16 protein-coding genes are annotated in these 14,823 nt (G+C 54.3%); 7 read left to right on the top strand and 9 right to left on the bottom strand.

Translation table 11 applies throughout. The features are described from left to right. Positions 1–60: 60 nt before the first annotated feature. Positions 61–750 carry a CTP synthase gene (locus AC790_RS10945; protein ID WP_049851803.1) on the bottom strand — a complete coding sequence of 230 codons (690 nt, stop codon included), beginning with the start codon at positions 748–750 and terminating at the stop codon, positions 61–63. 652 nt (positions 751–1,402) lie between these two features. Here AC790_RS10945 and dtpA point away from each other — a divergent pair. The 3 genes from dtpA to gstA all read left to right on the top strand — a co-directional run bounded on the left by dtpA (position 1,403) and on the right by gstA (position 4,645). Then, on the top strand, positions 1,403–2,908 hold the full coding sequence (dtpA, locus tag AC790_RS10950; protein ID WP_007892800.1) for a dipeptide/tripeptide permease DtpA: 1,506 nt from the start codon (positions 1,403–1,405) through the stop codon (positions 2,906–2,908). 149 nt (positions 2,909–3,057) lie between these two features. Then, entirely contained in the window at positions 3,058–3,966 is a 909-nt protein-coding gene (locus AC790_RS10955; RefSeq protein ID WP_049851804.1) for a LysR family transcriptional regulator, read from the top strand. Positions 3,967–4,039: 73 nt separating this feature from the next. Beyond that, complete coding sequence (gene gstA, locus AC790_RS10960) at positions 4,040–4,645, top strand: glutathione transferase GstA (RefSeq protein WP_200902264.1); 606 nt, start codon at positions 4,040–4,042, stop codon at positions 4,643–4,645. Between the two features lie 36 nt (positions 4,646–4,681). On the opposite strand, the gene pdxY is transcribed toward gstA, so the two are convergent. From pdxY to anmK, 5 genes are all read right to left on the bottom strand, one after another. After that, positions 4,682–5,542, bottom strand: coding sequence for a pyridoxal kinase PdxY (pdxY, locus tag AC790_RS10965; RefSeq protein WP_007892795.1), 861 nt, complete (start codon positions 5,540–5,542; stop codon positions 4,682–4,684). Positions 5,543–5,595: 53 nt separating this feature from the next. After that, complete coding sequence (gene tyrS / locus AC790_RS10970; RefSeq protein WP_007892793.1) at positions 5,596–6,870, bottom strand: tyrosine--tRNA ligase; 1,275 nt, start codon at positions 6,868–6,870, stop codon at positions 5,596–5,598. 139 nt (positions 6,871–7,009) lie between these two features. Beyond that, on the bottom strand, positions 7,010–7,666 hold the full coding sequence (pdxH, locus tag AC790_RS10975; protein ID WP_049851806.1) for a pyridoxamine 5'-phosphate oxidase: 657 nt from the start codon (positions 7,664–7,666) through the stop codon (positions 7,010–7,012). Between the two features lie 22 nt (positions 7,667–7,688). Continuing rightward, positions 7,689–8,018 (bottom strand): MliC family protein, encoded by a 330-nt coding sequence (locus AC790_RS10980; RefSeq protein WP_007892790.1) that lies wholly within the window; start codon positions 8,016–8,018, stop codon positions 7,689–7,691. Between the two features lie 9 nt (positions 8,019–8,027). Beyond that, entirely contained in the window at positions 8,028–9,149 is a 1,122-nt protein-coding gene (gene anmK, locus AC790_RS10985) for an anhydro-N-acetylmuramic acid kinase (protein ID WP_007892787.1), read from the bottom strand. Between the two features lie 275 nt (positions 9,150–9,424). Here anmK and slyB point away from each other — a divergent pair, with 275 nt between their 5' ends. Then, positions 9,425–9,892, top strand: a complete 468-nt coding sequence (slyB, locus tag AC790_RS10990; protein ID WP_007892784.1) for an outer membrane lipoprotein SlyB — start codon at positions 9,425–9,427, stop codon at positions 9,890–9,892. A gap of 40 nt (positions 9,893–9,932) precedes the next feature. Here slyB and slyA read toward each other — a convergent pair whose 3' ends face one another. Then, entirely contained in the window at positions 9,933–10,370 is a 438-nt protein-coding gene (gene slyA / locus AC790_RS10995) for a transcriptional regulator SlyA (RefSeq protein WP_007892783.1), read from the bottom strand. 151 nt (positions 10,371–10,521) lie between these two features. On the opposite strand from slyA, the gene AC790_RS11000 reads away from it, so the two are divergent. Genes AC790_RS11000 through AC790_RS11010 form a run of 3 tightly spaced genes read left to right on the top strand, consistent with a single transcriptional unit; the run spans position 10,522 to position 13,630 of the window. Beyond that, complete coding sequence (locus tag AC790_RS11000) at positions 10,522–10,758, top strand: DUF1656 domain-containing protein (RefSeq protein WP_007892782.1); 237 nt, start codon at positions 10,522–10,524, stop codon at positions 10,756–10,758. 6 nt (positions 10,759–10,764) lie between these two features. Next, positions 10,765–11,622 (top strand): HlyD family secretion protein, encoded by an 858-nt coding sequence (locus AC790_RS11005; RefSeq protein WP_049851807.1) that lies wholly within the window; start codon positions 10,765–10,767, stop codon positions 11,620–11,622. Positions 11,623–11,629: 7 nt separating this feature from the next. Beyond that, positions 11,630–13,630 carry an FUSC family protein gene (locus AC790_RS11010; protein WP_049851808.1) on the top strand — a complete coding sequence of 667 codons (2,001 nt, stop codon included), beginning with the start codon at positions 11,630–11,632 and terminating at the stop codon, positions 13,628–13,630. On the opposite strand, the gene AC790_RS11015 is transcribed toward AC790_RS11010, so the two are convergent. Both AC790_RS11015 and sodC read right to left on the bottom strand, forming a co-directional pair. Then, positions 13,631–14,098: a hypothetical protein gene (locus tag AC790_RS11015; protein WP_049851809.1), complete on the bottom strand. Its 468-nt coding sequence runs from the start codon at positions 14,096–14,098 to the stop codon at positions 13,631–13,633. Positions 14,099–14,231: 133 nt separating this feature from the next. Continuing rightward, positions 14,232–14,750, bottom strand: coding sequence for a superoxide dismutase family protein (gene sodC, locus AC790_RS11020; protein WP_049851810.1), 519 nt, complete (start codon positions 14,748–14,750; stop codon positions 14,232–14,234). Between the last annotated feature and the right edge of the window lie 73 nt (positions 14,751–14,823).

Below are 14,823 nucleotides of genomic sequence, written 5' to 3' on the forward strand. Positions count from 1 at the left end.
AACGGTCGCCATGAATGGCGACTCTACGGGTGTTTTCCGCGATTGTCGTCAGGTGCAGGTTTAAACTGCAGCCGCCTGCAGCCAGGCAACCACCAGCGGCGATAACCGATTTTGCAGCGCCGCGCGCTCAGACTGGAACAGCGTCGCGACAAAGAACGGATGATCGATCAGTTCAATGCCGCGCACGTCGCCCGCCAAATCCCATGAAGTGATGCGCAGATTTTGCGTTGCCAGCGCCTCACTGAATTCGGCATTGACGCCAAAATTACAGTGGTAACCTTCATCACTCTGCAAGGCACCGTAAGCCTGGGCGATACGCGATCCCGGCGCAAAGGTGACGGTTCCGCGCTGTTCCACCAGCGAACAGGCCAGCGGCGCAATCACCCAACGACCGCCAGGATCGGTTTCGGCATGGCTGGCATCTTCCCAGCCCAAGACATTGCGCGCGTATTCAACGATGGCGTACTGAAATCCGCCGCACGAGCCCAAAAACGGCTTAGCGCTTTCACGCGCCCAGCGCAACGCAGCAAACACGCCTTCATCATTCAAATAAGGGCTGCCCGGCACCAGCCAGATCGCCTGGTAATCGGCGAGATTGTGCTGATCGAGCTCAGGCGTGGCAATCCAGTCGGCGCTGACATCAAGGGAGAGGGTTTTTGCAGCGAGTTCTACGGCAGGAGGAATCGCCTGATGCGCTAAGGCACTGGCACGATAATCGCCAATCAGGGCGACACGAATCGACTTCGTCATGACTACGTCCTTTCAGGGAAAAAGCGAGGTTACAGCAAAGCGGACGGGCTGTCTAAGGGCCAAAAATGGCGATTTATGCTGACGACGTTGCTGACGATTGCACTTATTACTGCTTTTTTATCTGGCAAAACGCAGCATCAATCGCGCGATTATTCGTCACTTGTCAGCCAGGCAAACGTTTACTTCTTTTACCCTTTTAATTAATTCGCGGTTTTGTGCGCAGGATCAACAAATTAGCGTTCTGGAATCTTTTGACTGCTTATTACGCTCACCAATCAAGCTATTATGCTTACATTATGAACAGAGATAATAATATTATCTGTATAAATCATAACCTTCAGCGATATATTCTAATAAAGCCTGCCTGAGCAGTTTATATCAGGAAAATGATCTTCCAGATCTGCATTTAGCATCTTTATCCTGATATAATGCCACGCAGCAAGATTTAACACTGATTTACAACTTTGTATAACGGCATTAACCCTACCTATGACAAGTATTTCAGCGTGCAAAAAATGCTTGCCCTGATGGCGTGATTCAGCCAAATTAGTCGCCGTTTTTCCTTTCTAATAACAATGTTGCGCGGGATTACCCAGCCCGACGCAGACTTAATTCCTGTCACAAAACAGGCTATGTTAAAACTGAGGTACAAGTGTCAACTGCAAACAAACACACTGACGGGGCGCCAAGCCTCAACGCTTTTAAGCAACCGAAAGCGTTCTATCTGATCTTCTCCATCGAGCTATGGGAACGTTTTGGTTACTACGGTCTGCAAGCCATCATGGCGGTTTACCTGGTTAAACAGCTGGGAATGTCCGAAGCGGATTCCATTACGCTGTTCACCTCGTTTAGCGCCCTGGTTTATGGTTTAGTCGCTATCGGCGGCTGGCTTGGCGATAAAGTACTGGGTACCAAACGCGTGATTGTGCTTGGGGTGATTGTGCTGGCGCTGGGTTACGCGCTGATTGCCTTCTCTGGCCACGATACTTCAATGGTCTATATCGGCATGGCGACCATCGCCGTTGGTAGCGGCTTATTTAAAGCCAACCCCTCTTCCCTGCTTTCGACCTGCTATGAGAAAGATGACGCGCGCCTCGACGGTGCCTTCACCATGTTCTACATGTCGATCAATATTGGTTCGCTGTTCTCAATGATGCTGACACCGTGGCTGGCTGCGAAATATGGCTGGGGCGCGGCGTTCTCGCTGTCGGTGGTGGGCCTGGTCATTACGCTACTGAACTTCATGTTCTGCCAGCGTCTGGTGAAAAACTACGGCTCCAAGCCGGATTTCGCCCCGCTGCAGGTCGGCAAACTGCTGATGACGCTGGTTGGCGTGGTGGCGCTGGTGGCGCTGGCGGCGTGGTTGCTGCATCACCAAAGCATCGCGCGTATGACGTTGGGTGTGATCGCGGCAGGTATTGTGTTGATCTTTGCTAAAGAAGCCTTCGCATTGAAGGGCGCAGCGCGCCGTAAGATGATTGTTGCCTTCCTGCTGATGGTCGAAGCGATTGTGTTCTTCGTGCTCTACATGCAGATGCCGACTTCACTTAACTTCTTCGCTATTCGTAACGTTGAGCACGCGATTCTGGGCATCACCTTTGAGCCGGAGCAGTTCCAGGCGTTGAACCCGTTCTGGATTATGCTGGCGAGCCCGATTCTGGCCGCGGTGTATAACAAACTCGGCGACAAAATGCCGATGCCGCACAAATTTGCCTTCGGTATGGTGCTGTGTTCTGCAGCCTTCCTGGTGCTGCCGTTTGGTGCCAAATTTGCCAACGAAGCCGGCATCGTTTCGGTTAACTGGCTGATCCTTAGCTATGCACTGCAGAGTATCGGCGAGCTGATGATCTCTGGTTTGGGTCTGGCGATGGTTGCCCAGCTGGTTCCGCAGCGCTTGATGGGCTTCATCATGGGATCATGGTTCCTGACCACCGCCGGTGCGGCAATGATTGCCGGTAAAGTGGCGAATCTGATGGCCGTACCCAGCGATGTCACCGATCCGCATGCTTCACTGGCAGTGTACAGCCAGGTGTTCCAGCAGATTGGTATCGCAACAGGCGTGATTGCGCTGGTGATGTTGTTCACCGCCCCACTGCTGAACCGCATGACGCAGGATGATACGCAGACTGAACTGAAACGCGCGAACGCGAATCAGTAAATGAATAGCCGGGCGAGTCCCGGCTTTTTCTTGCCCTCGCTATTCCACTCTCTTTGCTCTTTTCTTTACGCTTTTCCGTCTAACACACTTCGCTTTTTGCTCACTTAACTTCATCATGACCCGTCACTGTTAATCAGAGTGGAATAATCATGGACAGGTTCGATGAGCTACAGGTGTTTGTCGCGGTGATTCAGCAAGGCAGCCTGGCCGGTGCCGCACGTCTGCTCCAGCGCTCGCCGCCGGTGATCACCCGCACCCTTAACACGCTGGAAGCCCGTCTGGCCACCACGTTGATTGAACGCACTACGCGTCAGCTGGCGCCTACTGAAGCAGGCTGGCAGCTGTTTGAACAGGCGCAACGCCTGCTGAGCGACTATCAGCGCGCGCTGGATAGCGCTCACCATAGTGGCCTGCATGGGCTATTGCGCATCACTGCGCCGGTGCAGTTTGGTCGCCATCATGTTATGCCGCTGGTGAGCAGCTTCTTACAGCAGCATGCCGAGATGCAGATTGAAGTGGTGCTAAGTGATAGCTATCAGGACCTGATTGAAAATGGCCTGGATATCGCCTTGCGCATTGGCGAATTGCAGGACTCCTCCATGGTGGCGCGTCAGGTTGGTAGCGTACGCTCAACGCTGGTTGCCAGCCCCGATTATCTAACGCTAGCCGGCATCCCCACCCATCCCGCTGAACTCGCTCAGCATGCATTAGTGGCGAGTTTGCTGCATACGCGCGAATGGCGTTTTGCGCAGGATCTGCGTGTCCGCATTAACCCGCGCCTGCGCGTCAACGACGTGGAGAGCCAGCGGGAAGCGCTGCGTAATGCTCACGGAATCGGACGCCTGTTGTCGTATCAGGTTATCGATGATATCCACCGTGGCACACTCCAGCGTTTACTCCCTGAATGGGAACCGGCCCCGCTTCCCGTACAGTTGGTGACGCAACGCGTAAAGAATATGACACCCAAGGTGAGGCAATTTTGGAATTTTGCGCTCGAGAAACTGCCTTTACTGCCATGCTTTGCTGAACAAAACCTCAAGGGTGACCGCAAATCCTGATCGCTGTCACTGGGAAAAATTACTGGCAGATTTATGCTGCTTCGATCACCACAACACTCAAGGAGAAGCCATGATGAAACTCTATTGCAAGCCCGGCGCCTGTTCACTGTCGCCGCATATTGTCGCGCTTGAATGTGGACTGGATTTCACTCAGGTGAACGTCGATCTGCAGAATAAGGTTACCGAGCAGGGAGAGGATTACTGGCAAATTAACCCGAAAGGACAAGTCCCGGCGTTGCAGTTTGATGACGGCAGCATCCTGACCGAAGGTGTCGCAATTGTGCAATATCTGGCCGATCTCAAGCCGGATCGCAATTTGCTGGCGCCCACCGGCAGCCTGACGCGTTATCACACGCTGGAATGGCTTAGCTTCGTGAGCAGTGAATTGCATAAAAGCTTTAGCCCGCTGTTCCGTGCGGATACACCGGAAGAGTACAAAGCCATCGTGCGCGCGCAGCTGGAGAAGAAGTATCAGGCGGTGAATGAGGCATTGCAGGATAAGCAGTGGCTGCTGGGATTACGCTTTACCGTCGCCGACATTTACCTGTTTGTGGTGACCCGCTGGGCTAAAGCCATCAAGCTGGATTTGGCTGGACTGGATGCACTGGAAGCCTGGTTCAGTCGCGTTGCGGAGCGCCCGGCAGTGCAGGCAGCGTTGCAGGCGGAAGGTTTGGTTTAACCGAGTAAGGCCGGTGTAAAACCGGCCTGAAGAGGGTTACAGCTTTTCAGCCGCGAAGTGCTGCGTAGGTTTGGCAATCGCATCCTGCGCTGCTACCAGCTGTAATTCGTACTCGCCCATTTCGTGGGTCTTCAGCATCACTTCATATACCGCTGCGGTGATGTGCTCGAGCGCATCCTGCAGCGATTTACCGTGCAGCAGATCGACCAGCAGCAGGCCGCTGGTGAGATCGCCAACGCCCACCGGCTGACGGACGCCAAAGTCCACCAGCGGACGACTGATGTGCCAGCACTCTTCGGCGGTCACCAGCAGCATCTCGAAACGATCGCTGCGGCGCCCGGCACGTGCCAGATGCTTCACCAGCACTACTTTAGGCCCTTTGCCGATCAGTTCACGGGCCGCGACTACCGCCTGCTCGACGTTAGCAACTTCATGCCCGCTGAGCATTTCCAGCTCCAGCAGATTCGGCGCGATGATGTCACTGGCGGGAAGCGCCATTTTGCAGTGGAACTCCGCCACGCCCGGCGCCACGATACAACCTTTTTCCGGGTGGCCCATCACCGGATCGCAGAAGAACCACGCATTCGGGTTGGCTTCTTTAACCAGACGCACGATCTCCAGAATCTGTTCGCCCTGCTCCGCTGAACCTAAATAGCCGCTCAGCACCGCATCACAGGTCTTCAGGCGGTCAACCGCCGCAATACCTTTAACAATGTCAGTTAAATGCGTGGCGGGCATCACGGTGCCGGTCCAGTGACCGTACTGTGTATGATTTGAAAATTGCACGGTATTCAGCGGCCAAACGTTTGCGCCCATGCGGCGCATCGGGAATTCGGCGGCGCTGTTACCCGCGTGTCCGTAAACAACGTGAGATTGAATTGCGAGAATATTTTTCATTTTGCCCTGTACTGCCTTGCCATAAAAAAGGGCCGGATGCCGGCCCTGAACGCTTACTGCCAGTTTATCAGGCAGTAATGTTTTTTACCGCGACGCAACAACGTGAAGCGTCCAAACAGTTTATCGCTTTCGCTAAAACGGTACTCGGCGTCTGACTGCTTTTCACCATTCAGCGCTACCGCGTTAGAGCCGATCATGGTGCGTGCCTGGCCGCGCGATGGCACCAGTTCAGCAGCGACCAGCGCCTGCTGCAGATCGTCTGCTGCCGTCAGCGTAATGGTTGGCATACCATCCTGCGCCAGCTGCTCGAAGTCAGCTTCGGTCATGGCACTCAGGCTGCCGGAGAACAGACTTTCGGTGATGCGTTTTGCTGCTGTCAAGCCGCTCTCGCCGTGCACCAGACGCGTCACCTGCTCAGCTAGCACGTACTGCGCGCGTGGCGCTTTGCCGCTGTTTTTGTCCTCTTCTTCCAGCGCATTGATCTCTTCAATGCTCATGAAGGTAAAGAATTTCAGGAAGCGATACACGTCCGCATCCGCCGTATTGATCCAAAACTGGTAGAACTTATACGGACTGGTTTTCTTCGCATCGAGCCATACCGCGCCACCTTCGGTTTTACCGAACTTAGTGCCGTCTGATTTGGTAATCAACGGTACGGTTAATCCCCACGCCTGCTGCTGATGCAGACGACGCGTCAGGTCGATACCTGAGGTGATGTTGCCCCACTGATCGGAACCGCCAATCTGTAGCACCACATCGTGACGCTTATTCAGCTCGGCAAAGTCATAACCCTGCAGCAGGTTGTAGGAGAACTCAGTGTATGAGATGCCCTGATCTTCACGGTTCAGACGCTGTTTCACCGCTTCGCGGTTGATCATCTGATTTACCGAGAAGTGCTTACCGATGTCGCGCAGGAAAGTCAGTACATTCATGCCGCCAAACCAGTCATAGTTATTGGCAGCAATGGCGCTGTTATCGCCACAGTCAAAGCTGAGGAATGGCGCGACCTGGTTGCGGATCTTGTCGACCCATTCGCCCACGGTTTCAGCGGTGTTAAGTTTACGTTCTGCTGCTTTAAAGCTGGGATCGCCAATCAGACCAGTGGCACCACCCACCAGCGCGACCGGCTTGTGTCCGGCATCCTGAAAACGTTTCAGGCAGAGCAGCGGCACCAGATGGCCCAAATGCAAGCTATCAGCGGTAGGATCGAAGCCGCAATAGAGTGCAATTGGCCCTTGCGCCAGTCGCTCTGCTAACGCTTCTTCATCCGTTACCTGGGCGACTAAGCCCCTTTCTTGCAATTGTTGTATCAGGTTACTGCTGGTCATCACTGACTCCAAATTGATCAGACTGCACCTAGGCTGGTACACAGCTTTCCGCTGACGTGCGGAGACGAAAAAAAAGAGGGCTATAGCATAAAGCGCTGGCGCCAACTGCGCCAGCGTTGAAAGGGGATAAAACGCAGTTTTACGGGGCTAAACGGTCAATCGTCCAGCCATTGTCCGCGCGCTGGTAAAGGAAGCGATCGTGCAGGCGATGTTCACCACCCTGCCAGAACTCCACGCTGTGGAATTTAACACGGTAACCGCCCCAGAAACTGGGCAGCGGCACGTCACCCTGCTGGAACTTCTGCTTTAGCTCAAGGAACTTACCTTCCAGCACACCGCGTGCAGAAATACGACTCGACTGCTTTGAAACCCAGGCTCCAATCTGGCTGTCGCGCGGGCGGCTGCTAAAGTACTTCAGCACTTCGAGCGGGGATAGCTTCTCCACTTCACCCAGCACCATCACCTGACGCTCGAGAAAATGCCACGGGAAGTGCAGTGAAATGCGCGGATTCTCGGCCAGTTGCAGGGCTTTACGGCTGCCAAGATTGGTGTAAAACACCATGCCCTGCTCGTCGTAATGCTTGAGCAAAACGATGCGCTGATACGGCTGTCCACTGCTATCAACGGTAGCTACCGTCATTGCCGTGGGATCGGGCAACTGTGCGGTGCAGGCCTGCTGCAACCACTGTTCAAACAGCGCCAGAGGATTATCTGGCAGATCTTTACGTCGCAGCCCGCCGCGGGTGTATTCACGACGCAAATGGGCAATGTTTTGCAAGCTGTCACTGTCGCTCATGCTGTTTCTCGTTCCCTAACGTTTACTTAACGGAGGTATCCGCACTCTGCAGTTCACAATCATTAATCACGATTTTGTTATTACGTTCAACAAAAGCGCCATTGCCTTTTGACCAGAAGACGTAATTACCATCGCTATAGCGCGCGCCAGATGCCGAAACGGTTTGCGTCAGCGTCAGCGGTTTGCCATCCAGAATAAAACTCACCTGCTGCTTCGCATTATCCTGCGTAACCGTTAACGGTAAGGTGCCGCACTGATAATGCAGCTGCTGCGGTGTTTGTTCCTGTTTATGCAGCATGCCGCAACCGCTTAATAGCGCGACGCTACTCAACAGAATGACGATTTTCTTCATGTTTACCTCTTAACGAAGGGGGCGGGGATTGGCGGGATAAATGGCGCCCAGGACACTCATTTCTCGCGCACCGGTTACTGCAGGCAAGTTGCCCGCTAAACCGTTCAAGGTGCGAAATGCCAGCCAGGCAAAGGCCAGTGCTTCCATATCATCACCACTGATGCCGGCTGCGTCGGTGGTGCCGACTTCGGTACCCGGCAGATGGGTCGCCAGGCGCGCCATCAGTAGCGGATTGCGGCTGCCCCCGCCGCACACCAGCAGTCGATCGCAACCGTCGTTGAGCTGTACCTGCTGCGCTATCGTCAAGGCCGTCAGCTCGCTTAGCGTGGCCTGAACGTCTTGCGGTGCCAGCGCAGGGAAACGCTGCAGCTGTTGTTCTACCCAACTGAGATTGAAGTATTCACGCCCGGTACTTTTCGGTGGCGGCAGCGCAAACCAGGGATCGTTGAGCATCAACTCCAGCAGCGCCGGCACCACGTTGCCACTGCGTGCCCAGGCGGCATCTTTATCGTAAGGCAACGCTTTATTACGCCAAATCCAGGCATCAATCAGCATATTGCCGGGGCCGGTGTCAAAGCCGCGCACGGGCTGGCCCGGTATCAGCAGTGACAAATTGGCGATGCCACCGATGTTGAGCACCATGCGACGTTCGACGCTGTCCATTAGCAACGCCTGATGGAAGGCGGGGACCAGCGGCGCACCCTGACCGCCCAGCGCCATATCGCGGCGGCGAAAATCACCGATAACGGTGACGCCCGTTGCGGCGGCAATCTGATTGTTATCACCAATTTGTAGCGTATTGGGCGCATCACTTTGTGGCTCGTGCCACACCGTTTGCCCGTGACAGCCAATCGCCATGATATCGCTGGCCTCCAGCGATTGCTGGTGCATTAAGGTTAATACCGCTTCAGCAAACAGCTTGCCCAGCCGCGTATCCAGCTGACCGAGCTGCGATAACGTTAGCGTTTGTCCCTGACAGATCGCCAGCACCTGCTGACGTAGTTCCTGCGGGATCGGGTGGCAATAGCTGGCCTGCTGCGCCACCATCTGTCCATCAATCGCCGCCAGCACTACATCTACACCGTCAAGGCTGGTGCCGGACATCACGCCTATATAGCGCCCTGATTTCATCGCGATTCACTCCCTTAATATCATCTGGCTTAAGCCTGGCAAATTACCGGGGCTAATTCTATGATAAAATTCCGCTTTTCAGCGCTGCTGCGCAGTGCATTCCAGCTGAGAAATATTTTCGTCACGTAATTGAATTTTTGTTGAGGCGGAATGGTCTATGCTTCGCCCCAGCCGCGTTTTATACGGACTTAGAGTCAATTGCCAGTTTTCTGTCTTATACTGTTTGCAGTACAGGATGAGATATATGGCGTTTTTATGCATTAAGGAGCGTTCTGATGATTAAGCGTTTTGTAGCCGTGGCGTTGACCGGCTTAACTCTGGCAGGTTGTGCCAACGACAGCACCCTTTCCGGTGACGTTTATAGCGCCAACGAAGCTAAACAAGTACAAAGTGTTTCTTACGGTACGCTGGTATCGGTTCGTCCGGTTAAAATCCAGGGCGGTGATGAAAACAACGTGATTGGCGCGATTGGTGGTGCAGTACTGGGTGGTTTCCTCGGTAACACCATTGGCGGCGGCAGCGGACGTAGCCTGGCCACTGCTGGCGGTGCCGTGCTCGGTGGCGTAGCCGGTCAGGGCGTGCAGGGTGCGGTTAATAAGTCTGATGGTGTAGAGCTGGAAATCCGTAAGGATGATGGCAACACGATTATGGTGGTGCAGAAACAAGCTGCCACACGTTACTCGGTTGGCCAGCGCGTCGTCATGGCGTCAAACGGCAGCCAGGTGACCGTTTCACCGCGATAAGCATGCTGATAAAAAAAACCGACGCCGGGCGTCGGTTTTTTTATTTCTCGCGGTTGTGAAACTCAAGAATGTTTTTTTCCAGTCGCGCAATCAGCGTCACCATCTGATTGATCTCTTCCAGGCTGATGCCGGATAGAATGTCATCGCGCGTAGCATCAATCACATTTTCAACCTGCTCAATAATCGGCTCGGCCTGCTTGGTCAGCTTAATGCGCTTAGCACGACGATCGTTAGCGCAGGTAGCGCGGGTGATTAAGCCCTTCTCTTCCAGCTGATCCAGCGTGCGCACCAATGAAGGCTGCTCAATGCCAATCGCCTTTGCCAGCTGAATCTGTGACTGCTCTGGCGGGAGTTGATGAATGTTGTGTAGCGTCACCCAGTGTGTTTGTGTCAGCTCAAGCGGTTTCAAACGTTGATCAATTAAAGCGCGCCAAATGCGCACCAGGCGAGACAGATCGGTTCCCAAGGGCGTATCCATTGCATCTCCTTATAATTAGCTTGCTAGCTATTAAGCCAGATTTTACACTATTCTGCGAGTTTACCTGGCAAATTACAAATATCAGGCCAGCGCATACGCTTGCTGTCTAGACTCTATTTAGATGAATCCCGGTCAAAAAGGATGATGACACGTGTCCCTAACCGCTTTTTCCCCCAGCGCACCGCTTACCGATCTGGTATTCGGCGCCTCGCTGTTTTTTCCACCGTTGTTTAAAGCGGTGCTGCTCGGTTTCTTCTTTTGGCTACTCATCCACCCGCTGCTGCGCGGCTGGATCTACTCCGGCGATGTCTGGCATCCCACGTTAATGGATCTTTCCCTGTTTGTACTTTGCGTCGCTGGCGCATTGTGGTTACTGAGCCTCGGATAAATCACTATGAAATTCAACCCTTTTAAGTATTTTTCAACCGTAGTGATCTTTGCTCTGGCCCTACTCGCGGGATGGTGGATGTGGAATTACTATATGCAATCGCCCTGGACGCGTGACGGCAAAGTGCGCGCCGAACTGGTCGATATTACGCCGGAAGTGTCAGGACGCATCATTGCGCTGAACGTCAACGACAATCAGTTTGTGCATAAAGGTGACACCTTGCTCAAGCTTGATCCGGTGCCCTGGCAAATTGCTGTCGCCAACGCTGAAGCGCAATTAGCCAAAGCGCAGGCCGATCTCGCCAAAGCCCAGCATGAAGCCAATCGCCGTGCCAGCCTGCCGCGTAATGTCATTTCTGCCGAAGATATGGATGCTGCACGTTTAACCGCTAATGCCGCCACGGCGACCGCAAAAGCGGCCCAGGCCAGCCTCGATCAGGCGCGCTGGAATCTCGATCAAACCAGCGTGACCGCCCCGACCGATGGATGGATCAGCAACCTGACGCTGCGCACCGGCAACTATGCAACCGCCGGCACGCCGCTGTTTGCACTGGTGGATAGCCACTCTTATTACGTGATGGGGTATTTCGAAGAGACCAAGCTGCGCCATATTCAGCCCGGCGCGGTCGCGCACATTGTGTTGTACAGCAACGGCGCCAGATTGCAGGGCAAAGTGGAGAGCATTGGGCGTGCCATTTACGACCAAAGCGTGACCAGCGATGGCGGACTGGTGCCAGATATCAAACCCAACGTTCCCTGGGTACGCCTGGCGCAGCGCGTACCGGTGCGCATTCGTTTAGATACGCTGCCGGATGGCGTGCCGCTGGTAGCGGGCACCACCTGCACCATCTCTATCGTCCACTGAGGCCTCCATGAATTTTCAGTGGCTGGCATGGCAAAATTTGCCGTGGATAAAAGCAACCGGTGGCGAATGGCGCTATGCGCTGCGCAATGGCATCGCGATGTGTCTGGCATTAACCCTCGCTTATGCGCTGCAACTCGATGAACCTTATTGGGCGATGACGTCGGCGGCGGTGATCAGTTTTCCCACCGTAGGTGGCGCAATCAGTAAAAGTCTGGGGCGTATTGTGGGTAGCTTACTCGGTGCCAGCGCTGCGCTGCTAATTGCCGGACATACGCTGAATGAGCCCTGGCTGTTCGCCTTTTTTATGGCCGGTTGGCTGGCGTTCTGCACTGGAATCGCCAATCACTATCAAAACAACGTGGCTTACGCATTCTCGCTGGCGGGTTACACCGCCGCCATTATTGCGTTTAGCAGCGTAAACATCACCGACGTCACTCAGTTATGGGATATCGCTCAGGCGCGCGTCTGCGAGGTGATCTCCGGCATTCTGTGCGCCGGATTAATGATGATGATTCTTCCCAGCACCTCCGATGGCAATGCATTGATGAGCTCGCTTCGTCAGATGCACGCACGCTTGCTGGATCATGCGGTGCTACTACTGCAGCAGGGCAGTACCGATAACGTCCGCACCGCACATGAGAATGTCATCAGCCAGATTCTCACCATGAACCTGCTGCGCATTCAGGCATTCTGGAGCCACTATCGCTTCCGCCGCCAGAACAATGTGTTGAACTATGTGCTGCATCAGCAGCTGCGCCTTACCAGCGTGCTCTCCAGCCTGCGCCGCATGCTGCTTAACTGGCCGGATGCACCGCCTGAACTCTACAACGCCATCACGCAACTGCTGCACGAGCTGGCACAACCACAATGTGACAAATATCGGCTAGCCCTGATTCTGCGCGGAATCACGCCATCCGCGAGCGGTGATTTTCGCCAACGCGCGTTTGTTCAGCGCCTGCGCTATTTCTGCTGGGTGTACCTCAATGTTAATCGCTGGATTCGTCTGATTGAGCGCGCCGACGCAGACACGCGTTTTCAGCCGCCCTACGCGCCTTCACTGGCGCGTGAAAGCGACAGCGCCGAAGCGGGCTGGAGCGCGCTGCGCACCTTTAGCGTTATCATGTTGGGCTGCGCATTTTGGATCACCACGCAATGGGATTCCGGCGCCGCCGCCCTGACGCTAACCGCCATCGCCTGCGTACTTTACTCTTCCGCACCTTCACCCAGCGGCAGCGTATCGCTGCTGCTGAAAACCTTACTGTGGCTGTCGGTGTTTAGTTTTGTGCTGCAGTTCGGCTTGATGGTGCAAATCAGCGCGCTCTGGCAGTTTTTACTGGTGCTGTTCCCGCTGCTTATCACCCTGCAGCTATTTAAACTGCAGCAGAAGAAGCGCGCGGGTATGTGGGGGCAATTCATTGTCTTTATGGGATCGTTTATTGCCGTCACCAATCCCCCGGACTGGGATTATCAAAGCTTTCTCAATGACAATATAGCGAAGGTATGTGGCGTGCTGCTGGCCTGGGTGGCGTTTCAGGTATTGCGCCCCAGTTCTGATGCCCGCCGCAGCCGTCGCCATATTCGTGCCTTGCGACATGCGTTTCTCGATCAGCTACGTCGCCATCCGCGCCTGAGTGAGAGCCATTTTGAATCGCAGATTTATCATCACATTAGCCAGCTGAGTAATAGCCGTGATGAAAAGGCGCGCGTTTGGCTGCTGCGCTGGGGCGTGGTGCTGCTCAACTGTTCGCATATTGTCTGGCAACTGCGCGAATGGCAGCCGACATCGCACACCCTGGCGCACATGCGCGACAGCAGCCTGCAAGATTTACAACGTATTATGAGCCTGCGTGGTGTCCATCACACCGCGCTACAGGCCACGTTAGATGAACTGGACACCATGATTGATCAACTGCAGCAGCAGCCGGAAAACGAAGCAAATACCTTAGCCGGCATTTTGTGGCGATTACGCTGTTCGCTGGGCCAGCTGGCGCAGGCTGTACCTGATTAATTACTGGCAATATTGCGTGGTTTGGCGCTCAAAATCTTCCTGCAGTTGTTGCAGTGATTTTTGCCCTTCAAACCGGGTTTTATCCTGATCGAACTTCGGTTCCAGCACCAACGCCTTCTCTTCTGAAGAGTAGATAAAACGACGATTTAACAGCGTGCCAGTAAAACTCTTGCCGCTGATACCACCGCATACCACTGTTATGCCGTGACGATAAATGGCGGTATTGATGAAATTGGTCTCGCTGGCACTGCGCAATACATTCTGACACCCTTTGGCTTCCAGACGTTGAAGTGTGCGATGCGTTAACCATTCACGACCACGGGCAATATCTTCACAGCTGGCCCGAAGTGGATTGGTGTCTACCGTCCACTGTAATTGCCGACCGGCCTCCAGACGCAGCTGTGTGTCATTTGGTTGATCACATCCCACCAACAATAAACATAACAGCATCATCCCACGCGTTTTCATTCCTGCCCCTGAGCGTTTTATTCCTGAATCAATATCATAGGACGGAAAAAACGCGGAGTGTAGCGGGAAAATGGGTCAACTTTTTACAAACGGAACAATCAGGGCGACAACATATCCATTGCCGCCCGTGAGGTTAGATGACGCCGCAGGCAAAACGTGCGCCACCGCCACCAAGCGGCTGTGGATGGTCGGCATGATTATCACCGCCCACGTGCACCATTAAGGCTTTACCTTTGATTTCGCTGAGGGATTTAATACGCGGAGCAACGACAGGATAATCCGCTTTGCCATCCTCCGTTACGAAGAGCGCGGGTAAGTCGCCCAGATGACCATCGGCATAGGGCCCGAGGTGCTTGCCGGTGTTTTGCGGATCGAGATGACCACCAGCCGCACCGGCCGCCACCGTTTTGCCATCGGATTCGCCCGGCTCACAGCTGCCTTTAGCATGGACATGAAAGCCATGAATCCCTGGTTTGAGGCCGGTTAACGCCGGAGTAAATTGCAGGCCATACGGTGTTTCGCTAATGGTGACTTTGCCAATCGCTGCGCCAATACCTTGCGCCGTGGTTTCATGCAGCGTGACGTCTTCTGAAGCAGCCTGCGCGCCAGCGGCGCAGGCCAGGGTCAGCATAACAATGAGGGTTTTCTTCATAACGTCTCCTTACGGTTAGATGCTCTGTAAGCCTGGACTGCTTTCAGCCAGGCTGCCGTAATTTGACGCAGCT

Source organism: Pantoea sp. RIT-PI-b, from assembly GCF_001187905.1.
Classification (GTDB): domain Bacteria; phylum Pseudomonadota; class Gammaproteobacteria; order Enterobacterales; family Enterobacteriaceae; genus Pantoea; species Pantoea nemavictus.

Bases quoted from the DNA above. Each gene is read 5' to 3' on its own strand.
- AC790_RS10945 (WP_049851803.1), bottom strand. From the start codon at position 750: ATGACGAAGTCGATTCGTGTCGCCCTGATTGGCGATTATCGTGCCAGT.
- AC790_RS10955 (WP_049851804.1), top strand. From the start codon at position 3,058: ATGGACAGGTTCGATGAGCTACAGGTGTTTGTCGCGGTGATTCAGCAA.
- gstA (WP_200902264.1), top strand. From the start codon at position 4,040: ATGAAACTCTATTGCAAGCCCGGCGCCTGTTCACTGTCGCCGCATATT.
- pdxY (WP_007892795.1), bottom strand. From the start codon at position 5,542: ATGAAAAATATTCTCGCAATTCAATCTCACGTTGTTTACGGACACGCG.
- tyrS (WP_007892793.1), bottom strand. From the start codon at position 6,870: ATGACCAGCAGTAACCTGATACAACAATTGCAAGAAAGGGGCTTAGTC.
- pdxH (WP_049851806.1), bottom strand. From the start codon at position 7,666: ATGAGCGACAGTGACAGCTTGCAAAACATTGCCCATTTGCGTCGTGAA.
- AC790_RS10980 (WP_007892790.1), bottom strand. From the start codon at position 8,018: ATGAAGAAAATCGTCATTCTGTTGAGTAGCGTCGCGCTATTAAGCGGT.
- anmK (WP_007892787.1), bottom strand. From the start codon at position 9,149: ATGAAATCAGGGCGCTATATAGGCGTGATGTCCGGCACCAGCCTTGAC.
- slyB (WP_007892784.1), top strand. From the start codon at position 9,425: ATGATTAAGCGTTTTGTAGCCGTGGCGTTGACCGGCTTAACTCTGGCA.
- slyA (WP_007892783.1), bottom strand. From the start codon at position 10,370: ATGGATACGCCCTTGGGAACCGATCTGTCTCGCCTGGTGCGCATTTGG.
- AC790_RS11005 (WP_049851807.1), top strand. From the start codon at position 10,765: ATGAAATTCAACCCTTTTAAGTATTTTTCAACCGTAGTGATCTTTGCT.
- AC790_RS11010 (WP_049851808.1), top strand. From the start codon at position 11,630: ATGAATTTTCAGTGGCTGGCATGGCAAAATTTGCCGTGGATAAAAGCA.
- AC790_RS11015 (WP_049851809.1), bottom strand. From the start codon at position 14,098: ATGAAAACGCGTGGGATGATGCTGTTATGTTTATTGTTGGTGGGATGT.
- sodC (WP_049851810.1), bottom strand. From the start codon at position 14,750: ATGAAGAAAACCCTCATTGTTATGCTGACCCTGGCCTGCGCCGCTGGC.